Origin of the sequence: Pseudomonas sp. UBA5706, assembly GCF_002419965.1 — a bacterium.
GTDB lineage: Bacteria > Pseudomonadota > Gammaproteobacteria > Pseudomonadales > Pseudomonadaceae > Aquipseudomonas.
Genome location: NZ_DIHC01000001.1, coordinates 243,847 through 265,532, shown reverse-complemented (window position 1 = coordinate 265,532; position 21,686 = coordinate 243,847). Strand labels below are relative to the sequence as shown.

Below are 21,686 nucleotides of genomic sequence, written 5' to 3'. Positions count from 1 at the left end.
TGGCCCGGCTCCCGGCCTGCCTGGCGTCAGCCACGGCCGATCTGTGGATGCTGCTCTCGCGCACCAACGACAGCACGACCCCAGGCATGACGCTGGCCGACAGCAAGGCGAACGTGATGAAGGCGATTACCGCTTTCCAGAACACGCCGGGCAAGTACCTGATCGTGGGTACTGGCACGCCCCGGTTCGGTACCAGAGCCCTGACAGGCACCGCGCTGGCCGAGGCGAACGCATACAAGGACTGGGTGCTGAGCTACGTCAGCCAGTTCGTGCCGGTGGTGAGCATCTGGGACGGCTTTACCGAAGCAATGACCGTGGAAGGCCTGCATCCCAACATCCTCGGTGCTGATTTCATTCAGTCCCGATGCGTGCCGGTCATCAATGCCAATTTCGAGTTCTTCGGCGTGCCGCTCCCGACGGATGCCGCTGATCTTTACTCGGCGATTCGCCCGTTCGGCTGCCTGAATGCAAACCCACTGATGGCCGGGACTGCTGGTGCTATCAACGCATCGGCCAACCCAGTGGCCGGGTCGGTGCTGGCGGACAGTTACAAGGTTACTGGTTCCGGGGTTACCGGGGTAACCACTCGCTGGTATAAGGAGCCCGCCGCATACGGCGAAGCACAGTGCGTCGAACTGAGCGGAACCATGGGGGCGGCGGGTGGCTACATCTATCTACAGCCTTCGGCCAACGTCACACTGAGCAATCTTGTGGCGGGTGACGTGATCGAGATGGTGTCGGCCCCTGAAATCGTCGGCAACAGCCGGGGCATCCTTGGTTGGGAGGCTGAGCTGATCATCACCAAGCCGGTGGCGGGCACATCCACTACGATCTATTACCGCTCGATGGACAAGTACCAGGAACCGTTTACCTTGCCGGCGAACTGGAAAGGCGCGCTTGAGACGCAGCGCTATCAGTTCGATGCTACCGAGACGGTCATCACCGCGAGGATGGGCCTATATCTGGCAGTTGGCGTGGCGCTTGACTCGAAGGTCAAGGTCAGCCAGTTCGGAGTCAGAAAGATCTGAACCGCGCTTAAACCCGAGCTTCCTTCCTAGAAGACCGGGAGAGAATGAGTGCTTCGTAACACAAAAAAGGAGCGGCCAGCAGGATGCGTCAACATCCTCGCTGGCCACCGAAGGTGGATGCTGTTATGTACCGTGCGCTTCTCGCCGAAGGAGTCACAGGATGGCAGGCCTGGCTCTTCTGGGCCGGTGTCCGAATAGGCGGCGCCAAGCAATACACCAAGACCCCGATAGATTTGATGTCTTCATCATTTTGAGCGGGGTTAGAGGTCGTCGTTGCCGGTATAGAGCTGATCAATCCACTCTCTGCTTCCTGGACGCCGATCGGGTACTCCGAAGGCGTGGGCTTGCCTAGCCCACCGAGCAGCCTCTTGAGGCAGCTCGAATATCAGGATTAGGCCATCGTGATCGACTACCTCAAAAACTGTACTTATCCCTTGTAACACGAAATGCAAGGGCACCTCGCTACCAGAAATTTCGCGAAACGTTAGTGCCACGGCGCTCATCCCAAGGTCGAACACAATCACTATTCGGGCCATTGTTTCAAACATCCGAGCATGCGTCCGCGCCCGCCCAGCGCGGGCTTTTTTACGTCTGGAGAAAAGTAATGCCTCAAATAACCCGCGGCGTGCGCAATAACAATCCCGGCAACATAGACTATAACCCGCGCAATCAGTGGCAGGGGCAGCTTCGGCCAGATCCCGCGATCGAGAAAAGGTTTGCCCGATTCGACACCGGGCGCTGCTGTGAAGAATCGGAAACCGGACCGATGGATCTTTCATTTATGAACGTTTGAGCACGCGGTCCGCCCAACGTATGAGGCAAATCTTTGCTTCATCATGTGGGTTAAGTAGATGAGCTGCTCGGATAGATTATTGAGATGGAGTTCCCTTTGGCGGCTGGATGGTCACCAGGTGTGCTGCAGAAACTGCCACTCCGAACAACATGAGTCTGATTCGGCGCTGGCGTTTGAGCATTCGCGTAGCTGTGATTATCAGCGCTATGACGCATTCCCCTGGCAAGACCTTAACCGAATTTCAACAGGCTTTTCGGTTCATAGGACAGCCGATTGATGTCGAAGAATGAAGTGAGGCCTGAACAGGCGCTTCCAATCTCGTTTGCAAAAAAGCCATGCTGACAATATCGTGATCGCCTTGATAGATTAGGTGCTACGTATGCCAGTTTTCCGCCCTGCCGATATGGAGTTATTCGCCAAAACTCACCCGGCCCAATTCAATGAGCTTCAAGCGCATTCGTTCAATTTCATCGACTTCGTGAACTCAGAGGAGTCATTTACAAACATGAGAGTTGTGACTGATGCGCTTGAGCTCCCGGCGATCGCGGGGATTGTCAAAGCCTGTGCGGAAGCGATTTTGACTACTTCACCTAACCAAAAACGGCTAACACTCAAAAGGTCGATTGGAACGCTTGTTTGCGCTGTGATGGAAGCGAACGGCTACGCGAAGACCGGGATTCAACGAGCTGTCCCGCCCGTTCCAGAGCGCATTTTCCATGCAGCCGAAGTGTACCGACGTGCCGATTGGACCTAAGTTTGATTCGCCGGCCTAAACCCTGTTTTAAGCCGGTTTTTCATCATGGAGAGCCACGGCTTTACCCTTCGCAACTCCTACCTGCTCAAGGGGCGGGCTTTATGAGCAGATGAATGGTAGATATCTTGAGTTGAGTCAACGTCCTGCGCGGGGCGAGTCAAGGGAGGGGCTAATTTTCACCTTCAAATCGTCGTCTGAACGTGATGGTGTCGCCTTGCCATTCTGATCCGTAGCATGTAGAGTGTACTCGACTGTCTCCAATAGTCGATGTTGACACTAGAAAGCCCTGTACCTTGACGAAGGTACGGGGCTTTTTTTTTGCGATTTTTAAGGGATGGACTGGATCCATTGTTCTGCAGATAAAAAAACCCGCCTTTAAAGGCGGGTTCTTATGAGCAGTGTGCGATGAGCCGAGGCTCATCGCGACTATCAAACACGAGGCAATTAAGCGACGTGGGAGATAACACCGTTCGCGAAAGTGACTTGGTCAACAGACGTAACACCAGTCAGGGTAATGACCGAAACGCCGTCGGTTGCGCTTGCGGCCAAGGTGTTATCAGCAACGGTGGTGCTACCAACAGCCGAAGTTTCGATGACAGCTTTTACGCTGTTATCGGCGGCTTTGAAGAAGAACACTTCTTTGGAGTTGTTGTCAGCGCCTGTGATGCCATTAGCGCTCAAAGTAGCAGCCTTATTCAGGGTGTAACCTTCACCGATGTACAGCGAGTCTTGACCTGCGGTCAGAGTCAGAGCACCGTCGGACGATGTAACTTTGTTGTTAGCGAAGTAGAAGACTTCAGCCTTGTTCGCATCTGCAGTGACAGACAAAGTGGTGCCGTTATCGACCAGTACATCAGAGGCGTCAAGCTTCGCAGCGGCAGTAGCTTTTGCATCAGTAGCAGCGGTGTGCGCAACATCAACAGCTTTGTAAGCCGAATCAAGAGCGTCCAAAGCTTTCGAAGATGCCAGTTTAGACTGAGCAGTAACGTCGGCGTTGTAAGCGTCAATCCAAGCGTTACCAGCGGTAGTGTTGAGGTTGTCATCTGCAACTTGCAGCGCAGCGACAGCCTTCAAGTTAGCCAGATCCTTGTCGGAAGTTGCAGTAACGCTGGCGAAGTTGGTAACCGATGCGAACGCAGTTTTGACGTTTGCAATCACATCAGCACTAGCTGTGGTGCTGGTCAGAGCGGAATAGATGCTCTGAGCAGTATCAGCAACTGTTGTGCCTGCAGTAATACCTGCATCCGACAGGGCTTTGGTCCAGGCGGCATTGTTGGCAGGGTTATTACCGTATGCAGCCAAAGTGTCTACAGCTTGCTGCTTGTCGCCAGCTGAAACAGCAACGTTGGCTTTAACGGCTGCGGCTGCAGTGGTGTATGCGGTTACGTGATCGACAGACTGGTTGTCAGCGCCGGTCAATGCAGTGCGAGCGGACGTCAGCGCTGTGGCAGTGGTATTTGCAGCAGTAGTCAAATCCGCAGTAGTACCCAGGTTGCCACGAGCAGAAGTCAGATCGCCGCTCAGCTCAGTGTTAACAGCAGAGTAGCTCGACGAAGCGGTCGAAGTGGCAGTCTGGTCAACAATGTTTGCATCGCTAGTCGACAAGGTTACCAACTGCTTTTCGATAGCCAGCAGGTCCGCAGCTTTGGTAGTTTCGAACGCAGTCACGGCTGCATCAGCGGCCGCAGCAGCTTTCAAATTAGCAACGGCAGCAGGAATAGCGATACCGCTCAACGAACCGTCAGTCAGCTTGTTCAGAGCATTACCAACGGAAGTGCCGTCAGAACCAACGCCAGCGATGATCGACTTAGCGTCGGCAGCCAGGTAGTTGGTACCAGCTGTCGAAGTGTAAACCTCCGAGACCAGAACCTTGTTAGTGATGACTTTAGCATCGTCAGACCCAGCACCGTTGATAAACGCGCTCAGCAGATCGTCGGAGTTAACAGAGGCGCCACCACCGGTGGTCCAGTAGGTCAGGCCGGCAGCATCCGGAGCACGGCCGAACAGGTTGTTGTAGATCTTGATGACGGTGTCGGAGCGCGACAGGCCAGCGTAAGCATCAGTGTACTCAGTTTGCTGAGTAGTGAAGTTGGTACGCAGGTCATCCAGAGTCAGGGTAGCGTTGTCAGCGTTCAGCTCGTTCAACCAGTAGTCCAGACCGGCTTTATCGGCAGCGCGGCCCAGGTAAGCGACATAGAGCTGTTGTACTTGTGCAGAAGTAGTAGCCATTACGTTTTCATCTCCAATATGAGTCGATATTCCAGCTCAGGCATCCACCCGGATAGAAGGTCAACCGACCTTCGGCCTGATTGCCACCCCAAAATCGGTGATGGCGCTTTATGAGACAGCGAAAATCGCCGACCTCTCAACCAGCGATGCTCGATAGGTCATTTTTTAACCTTGTCAAATACATAGCTGACAGTTGCTCGCGGATCATACATGGCAAAATGGCTCCAAAACAATAGGGACATCATCCAGATACGAACCTCATGCCTCTATCGTCCTGCTACCGCAAAACTGAAGCGTGAGCAGAACAGAGATTCGTCACTTCATTACAAGTTCCGAGGTCGGCGACCAGTGGCGGGTCAAAATGCCAGCACCGAGTAGGTTGTGATGTAATTCACCTTACTGACGAACGGCTGGAGAGGACAAGACTGTTGCGGAATATGCATATGAAGGTAATCGGTCTACAGGTCCTGCCGGGCGCGCTCCCCGGATGAGCGGCTCGCCTATTCGCATGCGAGTGGTTTGTCACTAGCTAACTTGGTTGCGCCAGGCAGGCAATAGGAGTCCATTATTTTGATCTATTCTTGATACTTTGGCTCGATCAGATGCGGACCCTGGTTCCGCACATTGCCCACATCCTTGTTTACTTGATACCAGGTGAATTCCTCGGTCGGCCTGCAGCACTCCCTGGCGATCTCAGCCGCACGCTGCGGTGTCGTCTCAGGATCAACCCATTCCCGCGCATGCTCTGGGCTCAGCACCACCGGGCGTCGATCGTGAATGTCGACCATGCCCTGATCCGAGTCGGCGGTGATGATCACAAACCCGTCACGCTCGTCAGTCTCCAGCCCGGGATGAACCTCGGCCAGCCCGGCGAGCAGTAGCGGTTTGTTGTCCTTGGCGACGATAAAGTACGGCTGTTTGCGCTTTGGGTCGCTCTCGTCCTTAACCCACTCGTACCATCCATCAACTGCGACGATAACGCGGCCATTTGGCCAGAGTTGCTTGAAGAACTTACCCGTGGTTACCGTCTCCACCCGGGCGTTTATCGGGTCCGGTCGTTTCCCTTTCGCCCAAAAGGGCGCCCAACCCCAGCGGATTCTGTCGATGTGCAGGCCCACGTCATCACTGCGAAATATTCCCACTGACGTCGTCGGTGCGATGTTGTAGCGTCCAAGTGGAATTGCATCGAATCCAGGCAGCACCTGTTGTGGCGAGTCCATGACTTCGACGTAGTCTGCCATCGATCTGTACTGCGCAACCCGTCCACACATGGGTACACCTCTGGTTTTCAACCGAGTCGTTGAGCTTGAAGCTTAGCCATTTCTTTGCGACGTATCTCCGCGAGTTGCTCGCGGCAGCGTTCCAGACCAGCTACCCGGTTGCCCAGTGCGGAAAGCTCCAGAAGACAGCCAGACAACCTGGCCTCAGTCTGCTTGAGATCGGCCCTCAGCTTGTCCCGCTCGATCGTGACCTCGTTGTGCATGTCGATCATCTTGGCCAGATTTTTCCGGTATCGGCTCAGCTCCTTCTGAAGCATGTGGCACTCCTCGATAAGCAAGCGCGATTGTTGCTCGAGCATTTCTTCACGGGTGAATTCATCGGGCCATTCGGCCTCTTGGGTGGGTTTCATTTGCTGATGCTCGGATACTGTTTGGATATACAGTAATCGAGGTGTGAGGGGAAACGCCAACCGGGCTGACGAATTGCATTGGGAGTGGTGAAGTGGTCGGCAGAACGCCGTAGAGGGATGGTGGGAAAGCTGTCTAATACTTGGTGGGGCTACCTTGATTTTAATGGTGCCAAGACTGCCTTTCTGAAGGTTTCTTTTTAGACAGCAAAACCGCGCAGGCCGTTTCTGACATGGCCTGCGGGGCTTTTTTTACACTACTGCTGCATCATGGGAGTGTGCGAAGACAGATCGGAAATTGCTTTATTCATCAGGTATTTAGGCAAATTCGTTGGGAGATTTGGGCAAATGGGGAGCGTTGCGTGGAATGCCACCTACGTGGGTCGACGCCGGATCCGATTGCTTTTGCGATGGGCGCAAGGTTACCACGCACGTTCGCTGGCCGCAGGTTCGGCTTATTCGTCACCGCTCGTTTCAGCCCCTACATAAGGCCCGCATAGATGTTTAGGCTACGAGGGCAACTGTCCGATTCGGGGCGGTATTTATGAAAGAAGGAGCTTTATATGCGACGCAAACGCGGAAGGGATGCGACCAACGGGCGCTTCATCACGCTCGAAGAGGCACAGCAGCGTCCTCGGGAAACTATCGTTGAAACGGTCAGGAAACCGTGTCCGAAAGAAGAAAAGCCACCTGCCAAGCAAAAGGAGCCTGCCTAGATGACCTTGCAGACGCGGTCGTCACGCAGGCCGCGTCTGTCTTGCGCAAGTGGTGTGCTCGTGTAGCGTATGCCTACTGCTCGAATGTTACGGAGAATTTCTGTGGACGACATCACTCAACTGGCAGCCGTGCTGGGGCAGCACCTGCTCGAAGCCCGGGCACAGGTCAGCACCGCCGAATCCTGCACTGGCGGTGGTATCGCTGAAGCCATTACCCGCATTCCCGGTAGTTCAGCCTGGTTCGAAGCGGGTTATGTCACATATTCAAACCGTCAGAAGACTCAGCAGCTGCATGTTTCGCCACAACTGTTCGGTCTTGTCGGTGCCGTCAGTCGGGAAGTGGTCGAAGCCATGGCTCGCGGCGCTCAGACCAACAGCGCGGCGCGGTTCTCGGTTGCGGTCAGTGGCGTTGCCGGGCCTGACGGCGGCTCGGCGGAGAAGCCGGTAGGTACCGTGTGGATTTGCTGGGGGGCGGCCGAACAGCTGATCGCCGAGCGTTTTCACTTCGCCGGCGATCGTGACGCGGTTCGCCGACAAACGGTAAAGGCCGCGCTGGAGGGACTCATCCGGCTCACTGCTGGAGAAAAACCAAATCGGGGGTAGGCGCGCACGCAACCCTGTGGAATAATACTGTCTACTTATACAGTTATATCGGCCGTCAGGCCCAACCTATTACGTGAGGACTTCAATGGACGACAACAAGAAGAAAGCCTTGGCTGCGGCCTTGGGTCAGATCGAGCGTCAGTTCGGCAAAGGTGCCGTGATGCGCATGGGTGACCATGACCGCCAGGCTATTCCTGCTATCTCCACCGGCTCTCTGGGTCTTGATATCGCACTCGGTATCGGCGGCCTGCCAAAAGGCCGGATCGTTGAAATCTATGGCCCGGAATCTTCGGGTAAAACCACCCTCACGCTGTCCGTCATCGCAGAAGCCCAGAAAATGGGCGCCACCTGCGCATTCGTCGACGCCGAGCACGCGCTCGATCCAGAGTACGCCGGCAAGCTGGGCGTCAATGTCGATGACCTGCTGGTGTCCCAGCCAGATACTGGCGAACAGGCCCTCGAAATCACCGACATGCTGGTACGCTCGAACGCCATCGATGTCATCGTCGTCGACTCCGTGGCCGCTCTGGTACCAAAAGCTGAAATCGAAGGCGAAATGGGCGACATGCACGTCGGCCTGCAAGCCCGACTGATGTCCCAGGCGCTGCGTAAGATCACCGGTAACATCAAGACTGCCAACTGCCTCGTTATCTTCATCAACCAGATCCGTATGAAGATTGGTGTGATGTTCGGCAGCCCGGAAACCACCACCGGTGGTAACGCACTGAAGTTCTACGCATCGGTTCGTCTGGACATCCGCCGTACAGGCGCGGTCAAGGAAGGCGACGAAGTCGTCGGCAGCGAAACCCGCGTCAAAGTCGTTAAGAACAAAGTGGCCCCGCCGTTCCGTCAGGCTGAGTTCCAGATTCTTTACGGCAAGGGCATCTACCGTAACGGCGAGATCATCGACCTCGGCGTGCTGCACGGTCTGCTGGAGAAATCCGGCGCCTGGTACAGCTATCAGGGCAGCAAGATCGGTCAGGGCAAAGCCAACTCCGCGAAGTTCCTGGCGGACAACCCGGAAATCGGCACCACCCTCGAAAGGCAGATTCGCGAGAAACTGCTGACCGCAGCGCCTGATGTGAAGGCCCAATCGTCCCGCGTAGCGGCGGACGATGTGACTGAAGTTGAAGCCGACGCGGACATCTGATCCACGCCATGCCAGCTGTGCTTGATACGCCCGTCGCTGTAAGGCGTACCGCAATGGACCTGCTCGCACGACGCGAGCATGGTCGTGTCGAGCTGACGCGCAAGCTGCGTCAGCGCGGCGCTCCCCCTGAATTGATTGACGCAGCGCTCGACCGTCTGACGGAAGAGGGTCTGCTGTCTGAATCCCGATACCTCGAAAGCTTCGTTTCCTACCGTGCCCGTTCTGGCCACGGCCCTTTGCGTATCCGCGAAGAGCTGGGGCAGCGCGGTTTGCCGCGTCCAGACATTGAACAGGCGCTGCGCGAGTGCGGCGTGGACTGGTGGGAAAAGCTTGAAGCGCTGTGGCAGCGCAAGTTCAGCGGCCAGTTGCCCAAGGATGCCCGCGAGCGCGGGCAGCAGATGCGCTTTCTGAGTTATCGCGGATACCCGCCCGAGCTGATTGGTCGTTTGCTGAGTGGCAAGGGTAACGACGACTGACGCTTGATCTGCCTGGAGGCGCGCAAGCACGCCCTCAAGCATTCGCCGTCACATCGATTTCACGGGCTCGGTTCCTTGGGCCTGCCGAGATTGCTCCTATGTCGCCCAGTTCTTCTCCAGGTTTATGCAGTCCACCAGTTCGCGCAAGCGGCCATGGTTGCGGCCGTTGAACGCGAATGCCAGACGCGTGAGATGGCTGAACTGCGCATCGTCGTATTCGTCCTGATGGCCGTATTGCTGGAAGTCGCCGCTTAACCGCAGATCGGCGAACCTGTCCTGCAGGGCGGTCAGCGCATGGTCGCTCAAGGCGTGATGCATGCGGATGACGAAGGTGTTCTTCAACCAGCGGCTGGAGTGGAAGTTGCTGTAGAAGCGGTTGATCTCGGCGACAGCTTCATCGGCGCTGTACACCAGCTTCATCAGGTTCATGTCCGTGGGCAGAATGTATTTGTTCGCCTCCAGCTCATTTTTGATGAAACCGATAGCGCCTTCCCAGAATGTTCCGCCTGGTGCATCCAGCAGCACGATGGGAACCAGCGGGCTTTTGCCGGTCTGAATCAGCGTCAGCACTTCCAGCGCTTCATCGAGGGTGCCAAACCCGCCCGGGCAGAGCACCAGCGCATCGGCCTCTTTGACGAAAAACAGCTTACGCGTGAAGAAAAAGTGGAACGGCAGCAGATTGCCAGTGCCATCCACGGTTGCATTGGCGTGCTGTTCGAACGGCAGGGTGATATTGAAGCCCAGGCTGTGATCCAGGCCGGCGCCTTCGTGGGCTGCGGCCATAATCCCGCCACCGGCGCCGGTGATGACCATCAGGTCAGAGGCTGCCAGTTGCTTGCCCAGTTCACGGGCCAGCGCATAAACAGGATGTTCCAGAGGTGTACGTGCGGAGCCAAACACTGTGACCTTGCGGCGGCCTTTGAATCGTTCGAGCACCCGGAACGCATTCTCCAACTCGCGCAACGCTTGCAGGGTGATTTTGGCATTCCAGCGATTCAGATCCTCCTGGGCCATGCGCAGGACGGTCAGAATCATGTCGCGGTAGAGCGCAAGATTGGGGCTGTCCGGGGCGACCGAACCAAGGAGTTCTTCGACCTTGGGGGTGAGGTCGATTCCGCTGCTCTGAAAGTGCTGAGACAACGCGTCACTGGGTACGTACGGCATTCACGCTTTCTCCTTCTGCAGAATCATTGACCGCCGCCAGGGGGCGGGATCGCGACGCGTCATACGCCGGCATGCGCAGCGCATCCGAAGGAAGGAGGCATCAAACCTGCGCGGCGCCCGATTCTGGACTAATCCGTGGTTGAAAAGAGAAAACATTGATGGCAACCGGCGCCACAGGCAACCCCTTTCAAGCGTGCAAAATGTGATAAGGCGTAACGGGCACGGCGAAACGAAACGCAGGCCCCAAGATCAGCGATCAAGCAGCGCGCGAACAGTACTGGGTGGCGGAATTTGAATAGCGCATGTAGCCAGGGAGGGGAGAGCAAGACTGCGCGTTGAAAGGATCTCGAAACGCGCAGCCCATAAAGCTCGTGACTTCACTTCTTGTGGGCAGGGGGTTTGGCAGCGCAGTCCGCCGCTTTGATTTCCTGAGTCGTGATGAGCTTGTTGGTTTTGTATTCAGTGAAGCGGTAACGCAGGATCGCACCCTTGGCCATCAGTTGACGATAACCGGCGTTGCGGCACACGCTACCGCCCAGCTGACCGCGGACGTCGTCCGGGTTTTCGCGCATCTGAGCCGCCTGGCCAGACTGCACGCTCAGGTGGTTGATCAGCATCTTGCCTTCAACGGTGTAGCCTTCGTCGAGGATGTCTTCATTGATGGCGCGTGGGGTGCCGACACTGCTTTCCTTCGCGACTTTATCAAGCATCTGGCTCAGTTCGTAATCCTGTTTGGACGCCGCGTTGGCGCACAGCGGAGCGACGAGCAAAAGCGTGAGAGTGGGGGCGATGAGGCGCAGCATTGAATTCTCCTGGTGCGTGGACGGGTGATGCAGAGGCTGGCCGTTGGACCGGCGACAACCCGAGGCGTTCACTGCAGGAGTGAGTGCTCTCTAGGCCGGGCAGTATAGGGGAGGAGCCTCGGGGGACACCAGAGAACACGGCGCGTCGGGCTGGTCTGCTAGAATGCCGCGACTTTTCGACCTGCCGGATGCCCCTCGTGTCACTGCCTTCTTACCCGTCAATGACCCCGACTGTTTTTCACAAGAATGCTGTCGCATGTCTGAGAGATGAGCGGGAGGAGGAAAGTACAAAGCCTTACTTGGCTCGCGGATCACGTGCGCCAAGGTGCCATTACTGTCGAGTGATCGAAAGTCATTGCCTGTGCAGGTGGCGTCCAAAGGTCGAGGCACAATCAGGGGTGTGCCTGATCATGACGAAAAAAGAGGTCTTCAAACCCAGCAATACGGGTTGGCTGATTGCAGACGTTATTCAGGATAACCATGCGTTTGTATGGTCCCGCACCGAGGTCGATGAAAAGCTGATTGCATTGCTCAACGACCCGCAGTGGCAACCCTATCTGGTTTTTCCGGGAGAATATGTAGCGGCCGAGCGCGTCACCAACACCGTGACGGTTAACCAAAACAAGAGGCCGCTGTTTGTGCTGATTGACGCTACGTGGACTGAAGCGAGGAAAATCTTCCGTAAAAGCGCTTATTTTGACTCCATCCCCATTTTAAGCCTGATCCCCGAAAAGCTTTCACGGTACAAATTAAGACGTTCCACGCGCAGCGAACATCTTTGTACCGCTGAAGTGGCCGCACTGTGTTTCGATCTGGCCGGCGATACTGAAGCAGCTTCGGCTTTGAGCTGCTACTTCGATGTCTTCAGTCAGCACTATTTAGGTGCTAAAAATCAGTTGCCCCTCGACTTGCTAAGCGATGCTCATCAAGAGCTCAAGGGTTACATTGAATAGTCATCAGTCAGTAAGCCGGCGCCAGCGAGTCGTATCAAAACGACTCGCAACAGAAGCATGACCTCAGTCGAGGGGGGTCTTCGGCCATAACTGCGCCAGCAGCATCCCGGCCAGCATCAATGCGCAACCGATATAGCCGCGCAGTTGCAAGGCCTCCCCGAGCATCCAGGCGCCAGCGATGGCGGCGAAGACGGCCTCCAGCGAAAGAATGATGGCGGCGTGGGAGGCGATGGCGTGTTTCTGCGCGACCACCTGCAGCGTGTAACCGACGCCGACTGCGACGATGCCGCCGTAGAGCAGGGCAGGGCCCGCATCGATGATTGCGTCGAGGGCAATCGGTTCGAAGAGCACCGCCAGCAGCAGACTCACCACCGAACAGGTGGCGAATTGCAGAAAGGCCAAACGGATCGGGTCGTGGCGGCTGGCGAACAAGCTGACCAACACCACGTGCCCACCCCACACGAACGCGCCGATCAGTTGCAGCCAATCCCCCGAGGCGACATGAAAGTTATCGCCAATACTCAGCAGGCACATGCCAACCACTGCCAGCAGGCAACCCACCCAGGTGCTCAGTCCGGTTTTATGGCCGAGCAGCAAGCCCAGCAGTGGAACGACAATCACGTACAGGCCGGTGATAAAGCCGGAGTTGGTCACACTGGTAAACAACAGGCCGACCTGTTGCAGGTTGATGCCCAATGCCAGCGCGAGGCCCATGATGATGCCAGCGCGTAACATGCCGCGGTTGAGCAAGGGCTCCGGCACGCGGGCCGTGTTGGCGTTGCGCAGAATAAGGGGGATCAGGCAGAGGGAACCCAACGCGAACCGCAGGCCCGAGAACAAATACGGACCGATGTGATCCATCCCGGCGGTCTGAGCGACAAAGCCAGTGCCCCAGATCAATGCGGTCAGGAGCATGAGCAGGTCCGCTCGCAGGGCGTGGTTTGGCATGATGGCAGTCGCCAGGTCGGGGGCGCAGACTTTGCCGCAAAGCGTCAGGCTTGACCACCCCGAGTTCGCTGGGCATCCTTGGCGCCGCTCACGTACGGTCCCTGTGTCAAGATGTCGCGGGTTGCCTCATTGGGTGTTGAATACGTCGGCGCTCAGCCACTTACAGGATCATTAAATGCCATACGAACTCCTGATTGCCGACGACCATCCCCTGTTTCGCAGCGCATTGCATCAGGCGCTGAGCCTGGGACTCGGGCCGGATGCAAGGCTGGTCGAGGCCGAGAGCATCGCTGATCTGGAAGCGCGACTGACCGAGAAATCCGATTGGGATCTGGTCCTGCTGGACCTGAACATGCCCGGCGCCTACGGCTTTTCGGGGCTGGTGCTGTTGCGCGGTCAGTACCCGCAGGTGCCGGTGGTAATGGTGTCTGCTCTGGAAGAGGCTGCGGTCGTGGTCAAGTCCCGCGAATTCGGCGCCAGCGGTTTCATCCCGAAATCCAGTTCCCTCGAAACCATTCAGAAGGCCGTGCGAACGGTGCTGGATGGCGATGTCTGGTGGCCTCCCCAGGTCAACGAAAGCATCAGCGTGTCGCCGGAGGCCAAGGCCGCCAGCGAAGGCCTTGCCAGCCTGACGCCACAGCAGTTTCGCGTGTTGACGATGGTCTGCGAGGGGCTGCTGAACAAGCAGATCGCCTACGAGCTGAGCGTGTCGGAAGCAACGATCAAGGCCCACGTTACGGCGATCTTTCGCAAGCTCAATGTGCGCACCCGAACCCAGGCGGCGTTGCTGCTGCAACAATTGGAATCCATTGCGCAGAGCTGATTCCCATGAATCCGGCTCAACCCTGGGCTTTACGCGGCCGACCTTCACACTTTTTTGACCGTCGCCGCACTAGCCTCCACCGCTTTCATTCATCAGTAGTTTTCCTATGACGTCCCCATTCAAAGGCCAGACCGGCCTGAAACGTATTCTCAACGCGTCTGGCTATTCCCTCGACGGCCTGAGCGCTGCATTCAAAGGCGAAGCGGCGTTCCGTCAACTGGTGCTGCTCAATATCGTGTTGATCCCGCTGTCGTTCGTGTTTCACGTCAGCCGTGGCGAGCGCGCGATCCTGATCGCGGTGTGCCTGTTGGCGCTGATTGTCGAACTGCTGAACTCGGCGATCGAGGCCGCGATTGACCGGATTTCCCTCGACCGCCACCCGTTGTCGAAGAATGCCAAAGACATGGGCAGCGCCGCCCAGTTTGTGGCGCTGAGCATGATTGCCGTGGTGTGGGGCCTGATTCTGCTGGGCTGACAATCACCTTTTATAGCCGGACGGCGCGTCAGGCAATGTTCGGCAGCACGATCTCGTCGCTGCGATTCACGCCGGCGGTGAATGAGCGGCAGAGGTCGAGGAATTCACGTATAGCCGACGTCTGATATTTCTGTTTGTGCCAGATGAAGTAGAACTGCCGCATCAAATCCAGCTCCGGCGTTTCAACGGCCACAAGGCTGCCCCGGCGGAAAGCGTCACGCAGGGCAAGACGCGAAATGCAGCCAATCCCCAGCCCGGATTCAACGGCGCGCTTGATCGCCTCGGTGTGCTCCAGCTCCAGCCTCACGTTAAGGCTGTTCAAGTGATGACGCATGGCCTGATCGAACGTCAGGCGCGTCCCTGAACCCTGCTCGCGCAAGATCCACGCCTCGTGCGTCAGTTCCTCCAGTGACGCCCGGCCCTTTTTGGCCAGCGGATGCTGAGGGGCGCAAAACACCATCAGCTCATCCTCGACCCAGGTTTGCACTTCGATGTCGGGGTGGCTGCAGTCGCCTTCGATCAAGCCCAGATCGATCTCATAGTGGGCGACCTGCTGAACGATGTTCGCCGTGTTTTGCACGTGCAGCTTCACCTGGCTCTCGGGGTGGCGCTGCATGAAGCTGCCGATCAGCAGCGTGGCGAGGTAGTTGCCAATGGTGAGGGTCGCGCCGACCGCCAGCGAACCGAAGCCGGACTTGCCGTTGAGCAGGTCTTCGATCTCCTTGGCCTGATCCAGCAGCGCGACGGCCTGAGGCAACAACTGCCGGCCGGTCGCGTTAAGGCTCAGTCGTTTACCGGCGCGGTCGAACAGCTGGCAGCTGGACTGGCGTTCCAGTTCGGTAATGGAAGTACTCGCCGCCGATTGCGACAAGGACAACAGGACCGCAGCGCGGGAAACGCTTTCCTGCTGGGCGACGGCGACGAAAACCTGGAGCTGACGGAGAGTAAATCGCATATCTATATAACCGATAACCTATATCTTGATAATTCAGTTAACAGATATTGTGTCTGCCACTAGAATGTCGCGCAATGGCGCATTGACTGGCGCATTGACTGGCGCACGTTATTTATCAGGAGCTCCCACGTACCATGAGCAACATGAATCACGAGCGTGTCCTTAGCGTTCATCACTGGAACGACACCCTCTTCAGTTTCAAGTGCACCCGTGATCCTGGCCTGCGCTTCGAGAACGGTCAGTTCGTCATGATCGGTCTGCAGCAGCCAAACGGGCGCCCGCTCATGCGTGCCTATTCCATTGCTAGCCCGAACTGGGAAGAGCATCTGGAGTTTTTTAGCATCAAGGTGCCGGACGGCCCGCTGACTTCCCAATTGCAGCACCTGAAGGAAGGCGATGAGATCATCATCAGCAAGAAGCCTACGGGCACGCTGGTGCTGGACGACCTCAAGCCGGGCAAACACCTTTATCTGCTCAGCACCGGCACTGGTCTGGCGCCGTTCATGAGCGTGATTCAGGACCCGGAAACCTACGAGCGTTTCGAGAAGGTCATCCTGTGCCACGGCGTGCGTTACGTGAACGAAGTCGCTTACCGCGAGTTCATCACCGAGCACTTGCCGCAGAACGAATTCTTCGGCGAGATGCTGCGCGACAAGTTGATCTACTACCCGACCGTGACCCGCGAGCCGTTCGAGAACGAAGGCCGCCTGACCGATCTGATGCGCAGCGGCAAGCTGTTCAGTGATATCGGCCTGCCGCCCATCAATCCGCAGGACGACCGCGCCATGCTGTGTGGCAGCCCGAGCATGCTCGACGAAACGAGCGAAGTGCTCAATAGCTTCGGCTTGACCGTCTCGCCTCGGATGCGTGAGCCGGGTGACTACCTGATCGAGCGCGCATTCGTCGAGAAGTAATGCTCAATCTGCTGCACGGCAGACCCCGGATCGAAACCCATCGCGGCTGAACCGCTCGCACAACCACTGTGCGAGTGGATTTACCCGCGAATAAGTCAGTACAGGCCTCAGCGACTTGGGGTCTGAAAAAAACCGCTTGGAGGTCACGGACCAGGCGGTTTTTTTGTTTCCGGCGACTGCCAACTCGCGCTTCTGCGGTATTCAGACGCACACCGCACGATGCTCAGCGTGAAGGCAGTACCGCAATCACCGCGCCGCTTGCAGCGTCGATATCCACCCTGAACATAGCCTGGTCGCGCTGGCGGCTGAACATGCAGGTAAAAACGCTCGGCGACTCATGCGCGAAATGCTCGAACCAACTGTAGATGCCGGGCTCGATCTTGCCATTGATCAGCAGTTGGTCGTCGATCTTCATCTGCCGGTGACGGTCGCCAGAGATCACGTAAAGTGTGGCATCCACACCCGACTCGTCGTTGTTCCACAAAATAGCCAAGTGCTGCCGATCCGGTACCACGATCGCCAGAAACCCGAGGCGATGGGCGATGTTCAGCGGCTGCTCCTGCCAGCGCCAGCGAGCCTCTACGACCTTGCATGGCGGCCATCCCAGGGCAACTATGCGCTCTACGGTCATGCTTTCGTCGATGACCTTCCCGTCCTCTCGAACTTCCTCAAAATCACATATCACCGCTTGTCACTCCAAAGGCAACACACGAGGGGTGCCCACTAATTTCACGTTTTTTCCATCGACGAACTGTACCTGCCGTACCCCGCCGTTGTACTCCCCCAGCGGGCCTGTGATGCCTTTGTACACCTTCTGCGGAGCAGTCGTTTCGACAGTTATCACACGCGACACGTCCGACTTGAATTCTTCGAGGATGACGAGTTTATCCCGCGCATAGGCCTGGCTGGGAATAGGGTCAGGTGAAGCAAAGCCTCCGAACGCTGGCTTGCCTCGAACGATGGCCTCGGCTTGGCCTTCTGCGACGACCATTTGGTATTGCGTGCCCGCCGGCACCACTTCGGTATTGACCAGCGTGCCCTCAAGCCACGCCGGCAGGTTGCCTTCAGCAACCCAGGCCTCATTGACCTGCGAGGCAGTGCGTACTTCCAGCAGCAGGGTCTGGCTGGCCAAGCGCGCAGCATTGCGTTCGGCGCTCAAGCTTGCCATCTTCGGGCCTGCGCCGAGCAGCGCCAATCCGGCCATGCCTTGCAGCAGGTCGCGGTAACCCGGGCCAAGCCGATCGCCGAGCTGGCCCAGCAGCTCCATGCCGCCATAGACCGCACCGCCGATCGCTCCGGCGGTCATCAGAGCAGCCAGCCCGGCCACGGCTGCCAGGACCAAGGCGCCCGCGGCAGCGACCACGCCCAGAACCTCCAGCCCGTTGTGCATCCAGCCCTCGATGTCCAGCACGAATTCCATGCGCAGCGTCGGGCCACCGATAAACGTGTTGTGGCTCCCGGACTTGATATGCGCTCCGCAGCTCATTTTGCTCTTCAGCCGCGCCGCCGGCTTACCGTTGAAGTAAACGGTGGCGCTGCCTTCGGCGATCGTGACCGGGAACGGCCAGTACGGGTGGCCCATGGGAAACCCGCTGCAGGAACTGGACACATCCTCACTGGCACGCATGGCGTTACGCAGGTTGATGAATACGTTGGGACTGCCTCTTATGAGCGAGCCTGTGGTTGGCTCGGGCAGATTGAAGACCGCCGAGAGCCCCTTGACCAACTGGAACATCGACAGGCCGCCCGCGGCGATGGACCCCGCCAGAATCACAGCCGCCAAACCACCGGTCGCTGCCGTCACGGCGATGATTGCCGCACCGACAAGGGCTCCGGCGACCGCGCCGGCGAGCATGGCCGCGACGCCGAATCCGTGGGCGACTTCATCGCCCAGCCGCGCTGCGGCCTGTGCATCCATGCTAAGCGATACCTCTGGGCATTCTATGGGGCTGTTGGTGGGTGTGGGCTGCGGATTATCCAAGACCTGCAAGGGGCGAAGCAAGGTTCGCGTACGTACTGGCCATCTCACCTCCAATGCAGCGGCTTTCTTGCAACGTTTGTTGCCTAACGCGCGCAGCCTGCATCAGGCGCAGATCGTGCGGCGTATCCGGGTGGTCAGTTGGCAGCGCAAACGACTTCCAGCACCCGTATCTCGCCTGGCAGGGGATAATGCCAACGCACGTCCAGGTCCCAGAACTGCGCGCCGTAGCGACGTTCTGGCACAGGCACCTGATAGGCGGGGCGCGGATCCTGAGCCAGGCACTGCTCGATCAGCTCCACCAGCGGCTCATTCAGACGCAGACTATGTGCACGAGCCTGCTGCAGCGCCCCGTCGTCCCAGGACACGGTGATCAGCTCGGGTGCCGCCGCCGCCATGCTGTTGCTGGCCGCGTCGATGATGTCGGCGTAAGGCACATAGGGTTTGATGTCCAGCACTGGCGTGCCGTCCAGCAGGTCAATCCCCGACAGCCACAGCCGACCGGCCTCGACCTTCTCCAGCTTGACCACCGATTGACCAATGCCGTTCGGGCGGTGGGTCGCACGGGTGGCGAATACCCCCATAGACTGATTGCCGCCCAGGCGGGGAGGGCGCACTTTAAGGCGTGGCCGCTCCTCCAGTGCCTGGTGAAACAGGAACAGCAGCCAGACGTGACTGACCTGCTCCAGGCCCTGAACCGCATCACCTTGGTCGAAAGGCGCCACCAGTTCCAGCGCACCGCGGGCGGCAGGAGCCAACTGCGGCTGGCGCGGGATGGCGAACTTCTCCTTGAAACACGAACGAACGAAGCCGATGGGAGTAACGTTGTAGCTCTGGTTCATGCAACTTGGCTCATTCAGCGATCGACTGCGCTTAACCGCGAGTGCGCAGGGTCAGGCCGCGCAGGAAGTTGCGCAGCAGTTGGTCGCCACACAGACGATAGTTGTTATGGCCGGCCTTGCGGAACAGCGCGCTCAGCTCCGGCTTGGACACCGGAAACTCCGCGGCCTTGAGGATCGCATGCATATCCTCTTCCTTGAGTTCGAATGCGACGCGCAGCTTTTTCAACACAATGTTGTTGGTCATTGGCAACTCGAGTGGCAACGGCGGACGGCTTTCATCCTTGCCGCGCTTGAAAAACACCAGACCGTCGAGAAAGTGCGCCATGATCTCGTCGCTGCACGGCTCGAAGCCTTCCTCCTCATCCTTTTTCATGAAGGCGGTAACCTGGGTCTTGGTGACGTCGTAGCCCCCCAGCTTGATGATATCCACCACTTTGGCGTCGCTGATATCGAGCATGTAGCGGATGCTACGCAGTACGTCGTTGTTCATCATGATGCGTGTTTCCTGATCAATCGATGTGAGCGCGCGCGAAGTCCCGCGTGGCGCTGAAAAAGAGGGTTAAAACTTTTCCTTGTCGGTCATGTAGCGCCAGTGACCTTCCGGCACCTTGCCGATGGAGACTCCGCCTATGCGGATGCGTCGCACGGAGACGACCTTCAGGCCCACGGCCTCGCACATCAACGCGATGACGCCGGGCTGCGGGTTCTTCATGGCGAAGCGCAGGCGGGTTTCGTTCTGCCAGCTGGCTTTGACCTTCGGCAATTCCTTGCCCTTGTACATCAGGCCGTGGTTCAGGCGATTGAGACCGTGAGCGACCATTTCGCCGTCGATCTCCACCACGTATTCCTGCTCTATTTTGCTGCGGTCGTCGGTAAGCTTGCGCAGGATCTTCCAGTCCTGGCTAAACACCATCAGACCGCTGGCGCTGGCTTGCAGGGTGGAGATCGCCTCCAGACGCAAGAAGTGTCCCTTGAGCGGACGCCTACCGACGCTATGTTCAGGCGACAGCGTGCCGGGCGTGATCAATGGCAGCGCCTGTTGCGGGCTCATGCCCGCAGCGGCATTGAACAGTATGGTCACCGCTTCCGGGGTATCGGCTTTAGCCTCGGGGCTGAGCACGACGGTCTGGTGCTCAACCTTGAATTGCGGCTCGTCGACGACCACGCCGTCTACCGTGACCCAGCCGCCTTCGATGAACAGTTCGGCTTCACGGCGTGAGCAGCCGACCAGCTCGATAAGGCGTTTGGAAAGGCGAATGGGGTCAGTCATGAGAAAAGCCGTAACAGAAGGGAAAGGCGCCTATTGTACCCATGCAAGCACCGTTAATCGCGGCAACATTGAAAATGCTTCCAGAGTCAGCGTCCACTTGAGGGATTTTTTCGAGAGCAACGTAGGTATGCTTTTTATCCCCCCACTGTCTGGAGCTTTTCATGACCAAATGGCTACCCGCTTTGTTGATGAGTATCAGCCTGCCGCTGATGGCAGCGCAGGCACCTTCCTATGGGCCGCAACTGGAAGGTTTTCAGTACCCGTTCCCGGCGCGGAACTTCAGCTTCGAGTCGCAGGGTGCCCAGGTGCAGATGGGTTACATGGACATCAAGCCGAGCGGCACGCCTAACGGCCGAAGCGTGCTGATGCTGCATGGCAAGAACTTCTGCGGCGCGACTTGGGAGGGCAGCATCAAAGCGCTCACGGCGGCGGGTTATCGCGTGGTCGCACCCGATCAGATCGGGTTCTGTCGCTCCAGCAAACCGGCGGACTACACGTATTCTTTCGAGCAGCTGGCCCAGAACACGCGGGCACTGCTGACCAGCCTGGATATCGATCATGTGACGGTCGTCGGCCACTCCATGGGCGGCATGCTGGCGACCCGCTTCGCGCTGATGTATCCGGATCAGGTGGATCAGTTGCTGCTGGTCAATCCGATCGGTCTAGAAGACTGGAAGGCCAAAGGCGTGCCGGATCGCAGTTTCGACGAATGGTACGCGCGGGAACTGAAGACCAACGCGCAGAGCATTCGCCAATACCAGCAATCAACCTACTACGCTAACCAGTGGCGGCCGGAATTCGATCACTGGGTCGATATGCAGGCGGGAATGTTCAATGGCAGGGGCAGGGAAGAGGTCGCACGGGCATCGGCACAGACCTACGGGATGATTTTCAATCAGCCGGTGTTCTACGACTTCGATAAGTTGAAGATGCCGACCGTGTTGCTTATCGGGCAAAAAGACAACACAGCCATTGCCAAGGATGCTGCGCCTGAGGCACTGCGCAAAACGCTGGGTAACTATCCGGAATTGGGCAGGGCGGTCGCTAAACGAATTCCTGGGGCCACGCTGATCGAATTCGCCGGGCTAGGGCACGCGCCGCAAATTCAGGATCCGCAGCAGTTCAATAAAGTGCTGTTGGAAAGTCTGCAGCGCTGATGCATTGCCTTGTAGCGGTCCGGCTGTC

22 protein-coding genes and 1 pseudogene are annotated in these 21,686 nt (G+C 57.7%); 11 read left to right on the top strand and 12 right to left on the bottom strand.

Going from position 1 to position 21,686, the window contains the following annotated elements:
- From B3I26_RS01245 to B3I26_RS01235, 3 genes and pseudogenes are all read left to right on the top strand, one after another.
- A partial coding sequence (locus B3I26_RS01245; RefSeq protein WP_296254347.1) for an SGNH/GDSL hydrolase family protein occupies nt 1–1,028 on the top strand: 1,028 nt, incomplete at its 5' end.
- 604 nt (nt 1,029–1,632) lie between these two features.
- Nucleotides 1,633–1,761: pseudogene (locus tag B3I26_RS01240) on the top strand (structural protein); the annotation flags it as partial.
- 439 nt (nt 1,762–2,200) lie between these two features.
- Nucleotides 2,201–2,575 (top strand): hypothetical protein, encoded by a 375-nt coding sequence (locus tag B3I26_RS01235; RefSeq protein ID WP_296254346.1) that lies wholly within the window; start codon nt 2,201–2,203, stop codon nt 2,573–2,575.
- 444 nt (nt 2,576–3,019) lie between these two features.
- Here B3I26_RS01235 and B3I26_RS01230 read toward each other — a convergent pair whose 3' ends face one another.
- From B3I26_RS01230 to B3I26_RS01220, 3 genes are all read right to left on the bottom strand, one after another.
- Nucleotides 3,020–4,804 (bottom strand): DUF4214 domain-containing protein, encoded by a 1,785-nt coding sequence (locus tag B3I26_RS01230; protein ID WP_296254345.1) that lies wholly within the window; start codon nt 4,802–4,804, stop codon nt 3,020–3,022.
- 575 nt (nt 4,805–5,379) lie between these two features.
- Nucleotides 5,380–6,075, bottom strand: a complete 696-nt coding sequence (locus B3I26_RS01225; RefSeq protein WP_296254344.1) for an SOS response-associated peptidase family protein — start codon at nt 6,073–6,075, stop codon at nt 5,380–5,382.
- Between the two features lie 17 nt (nt 6,076–6,092).
- Nucleotides 6,093–6,434 (bottom strand): hypothetical protein, encoded by a 342-nt coding sequence (locus tag B3I26_RS01220; protein ID WP_296254343.1) that lies wholly within the window; start codon nt 6,432–6,434, stop codon nt 6,093–6,095.
- 797 nt (nt 6,435–7,231) lie between these two features.
- Here B3I26_RS01220 and B3I26_RS01215 point away from each other — a divergent pair.
- From B3I26_RS01215 to recX, 3 genes are all read left to right on the top strand, one after another.
- Complete coding sequence (locus tag B3I26_RS01215; RefSeq protein WP_409522017.1) at nt 7,232–7,750, top strand: CinA family protein; 519 nt, start codon at nt 7,232–7,234, stop codon at nt 7,748–7,750.
- Nucleotides 7,751–7,835: 85 nt separating this feature from the next.
- Entirely contained in the window at nt 7,836–8,900 is a 1,065-nt protein-coding gene (gene recA, locus B3I26_RS01210; RefSeq protein WP_296254341.1) for a recombinase RecA, read from the top strand.
- A gap of 8 nt (nt 8,901–8,908) precedes the next feature.
- Nucleotides 8,909–9,376 (top strand): recombination regulator RecX, encoded by a 468-nt coding sequence (recX, locus tag B3I26_RS01205; protein WP_172610996.1) that lies wholly within the window; start codon nt 8,909–8,911, stop codon nt 9,374–9,376.
- A gap of 96 nt (nt 9,377–9,472) precedes the next feature.
- Here the strand turns inward: recX and B3I26_RS01200 are convergent, their stop codons facing one another.
- Complete coding sequence (locus B3I26_RS01200; RefSeq protein ID WP_296254340.1) at nt 9,473–10,540, bottom strand: LOG family protein; 1,068 nt, start codon at nt 10,538–10,540, stop codon at nt 9,473–9,475.
- Between the two features lie 377 nt (nt 10,541–10,917).
- On the bottom strand, nt 10,918–11,343 hold the full coding sequence (locus B3I26_RS01195; RefSeq protein ID WP_296254339.1) for a quorum-sensing-regulated virulence factor family protein: 426 nt from the start codon (nt 11,341–11,343) through the stop codon (nt 10,918–10,920).
- Between the two features lie 221 nt (nt 11,344–11,564).
- Between B3I26_RS01195 and B3I26_RS01190 the strand changes: the two genes are divergently transcribed.
- Nucleotides 11,565–12,296, top strand: coding sequence for a tRNA-uridine aminocarboxypropyltransferase (locus tag B3I26_RS01190; RefSeq protein ID WP_296254356.1), 732 nt, complete (start codon nt 11,565–11,567; stop codon nt 12,294–12,296).
- A 63-nt stretch (nt 12,297–12,359) separates the two neighbouring features.
- Here B3I26_RS01190 and B3I26_RS01185 read toward each other — a convergent pair whose 3' ends face one another.
- Entirely contained in the window at nt 12,360–13,244 is an 885-nt protein-coding gene (locus B3I26_RS01185; protein ID WP_296254338.1) for a DMT family transporter, read from the bottom strand.
- A gap of 175 nt (nt 13,245–13,419) precedes the next feature.
- Between B3I26_RS01185 and erdR the strand changes: the two genes are divergently transcribed.
- Together erdR and B3I26_RS01175 are read left to right on the top strand one after the other, a co-directional pair.
- Nucleotides 13,420–14,067, top strand: a complete 648-nt coding sequence (gene erdR, locus B3I26_RS01180) for a response regulator transcription factor ErdR (protein WP_296254337.1) — start codon at nt 13,420–13,422, stop codon at nt 14,065–14,067.
- Between the two features lie 106 nt (nt 14,068–14,173).
- Complete coding sequence (locus tag B3I26_RS01175; RefSeq protein WP_296254336.1) at nt 14,174–14,542, top strand: diacylglycerol kinase; 369 nt, start codon at nt 14,174–14,176, stop codon at nt 14,540–14,542.
- Between the two features lie 28 nt (nt 14,543–14,570).
- Here the strand turns inward: B3I26_RS01175 and B3I26_RS01170 are convergent, their stop codons facing one another.
- Nucleotides 14,571–15,497 carry a LysR family transcriptional regulator gene (locus B3I26_RS01170; RefSeq protein WP_296254335.1) on the bottom strand — a complete coding sequence of 309 codons (927 nt, stop codon included), beginning with the start codon at nt 15,495–15,497 and terminating at the stop codon, nt 14,571–14,573.
- 134 nt (nt 15,498–15,631) lie between these two features.
- Here B3I26_RS01170 and fpr point away from each other — a divergent pair, with 134 nt between their 5' ends.
- The gene (gene fpr / locus B3I26_RS01165) at nt 15,632–16,411 is read left to right on the top strand and encodes a ferredoxin-NADP reductase (protein WP_065989778.1); all 780 of its coding nucleotides are present in this window, start codon (nt 15,632–15,634) and stop codon (nt 16,409–16,411) included.
- Nucleotides 16,412–16,634: 223 nt separating this feature from the next.
- Here fpr and B3I26_RS01160 read toward each other — a convergent pair whose 3' ends face one another.
- The 5 genes from B3I26_RS01160 to B3I26_RS01140 form a co-directional block, all read right to left on the bottom strand.
- Nucleotides 16,635–17,042, bottom strand: coding sequence for a hypothetical protein (locus tag B3I26_RS01160; RefSeq protein WP_296254334.1), 408 nt, complete (start codon nt 17,040–17,042; stop codon nt 16,635–16,637).
- 60 nt (nt 17,043–17,102) lie between these two features.
- A complete protein-coding gene (locus B3I26_RS01155; protein ID WP_296254333.1) occupies nt 17,103–18,329 on the bottom strand; it encodes a PAAR domain-containing protein in 1,227 nt (408 codons plus the stop codon).
- Nucleotides 18,330–18,526: 197 nt separating this feature from the next.
- Complete coding sequence (tsaA, locus tag B3I26_RS01150; RefSeq protein ID WP_296254332.1) at nt 18,527–19,231, bottom strand: tRNA (N6-threonylcarbamoyladenosine(37)-N6)-methyltransferase TrmO; 705 nt, start codon at nt 19,229–19,231, stop codon at nt 18,527–18,529.
- A 31-nt stretch (nt 19,232–19,262) separates the two neighbouring features.
- On the bottom strand, nt 19,263–19,724 hold the full coding sequence (locus B3I26_RS01145; RefSeq protein ID WP_296254331.1) for a DUF1456 family protein: 462 nt from the start codon (nt 19,722–19,724) through the stop codon (nt 19,263–19,265).
- A gap of 66 nt (nt 19,725–19,790) precedes the next feature.
- On the bottom strand, nt 19,791–20,501 hold the full coding sequence (locus tag B3I26_RS01140; protein WP_296254330.1) for an rRNA pseudouridine synthase: 711 nt from the start codon (nt 20,499–20,501) through the stop codon (nt 19,791–19,793).
- A 161-nt stretch (nt 20,502–20,662) separates the two neighbouring features.
- Between B3I26_RS01140 and B3I26_RS01135 the strand changes: the two genes are divergently transcribed.
- Nucleotides 20,663–21,658, top strand: a complete 996-nt coding sequence (locus B3I26_RS01135) for an alpha/beta fold hydrolase (protein ID WP_296254329.1) — start codon at nt 20,663–20,665, stop codon at nt 21,656–21,658.
- Nucleotides 21,659–21,686 lie beyond the last annotated feature (28 nt).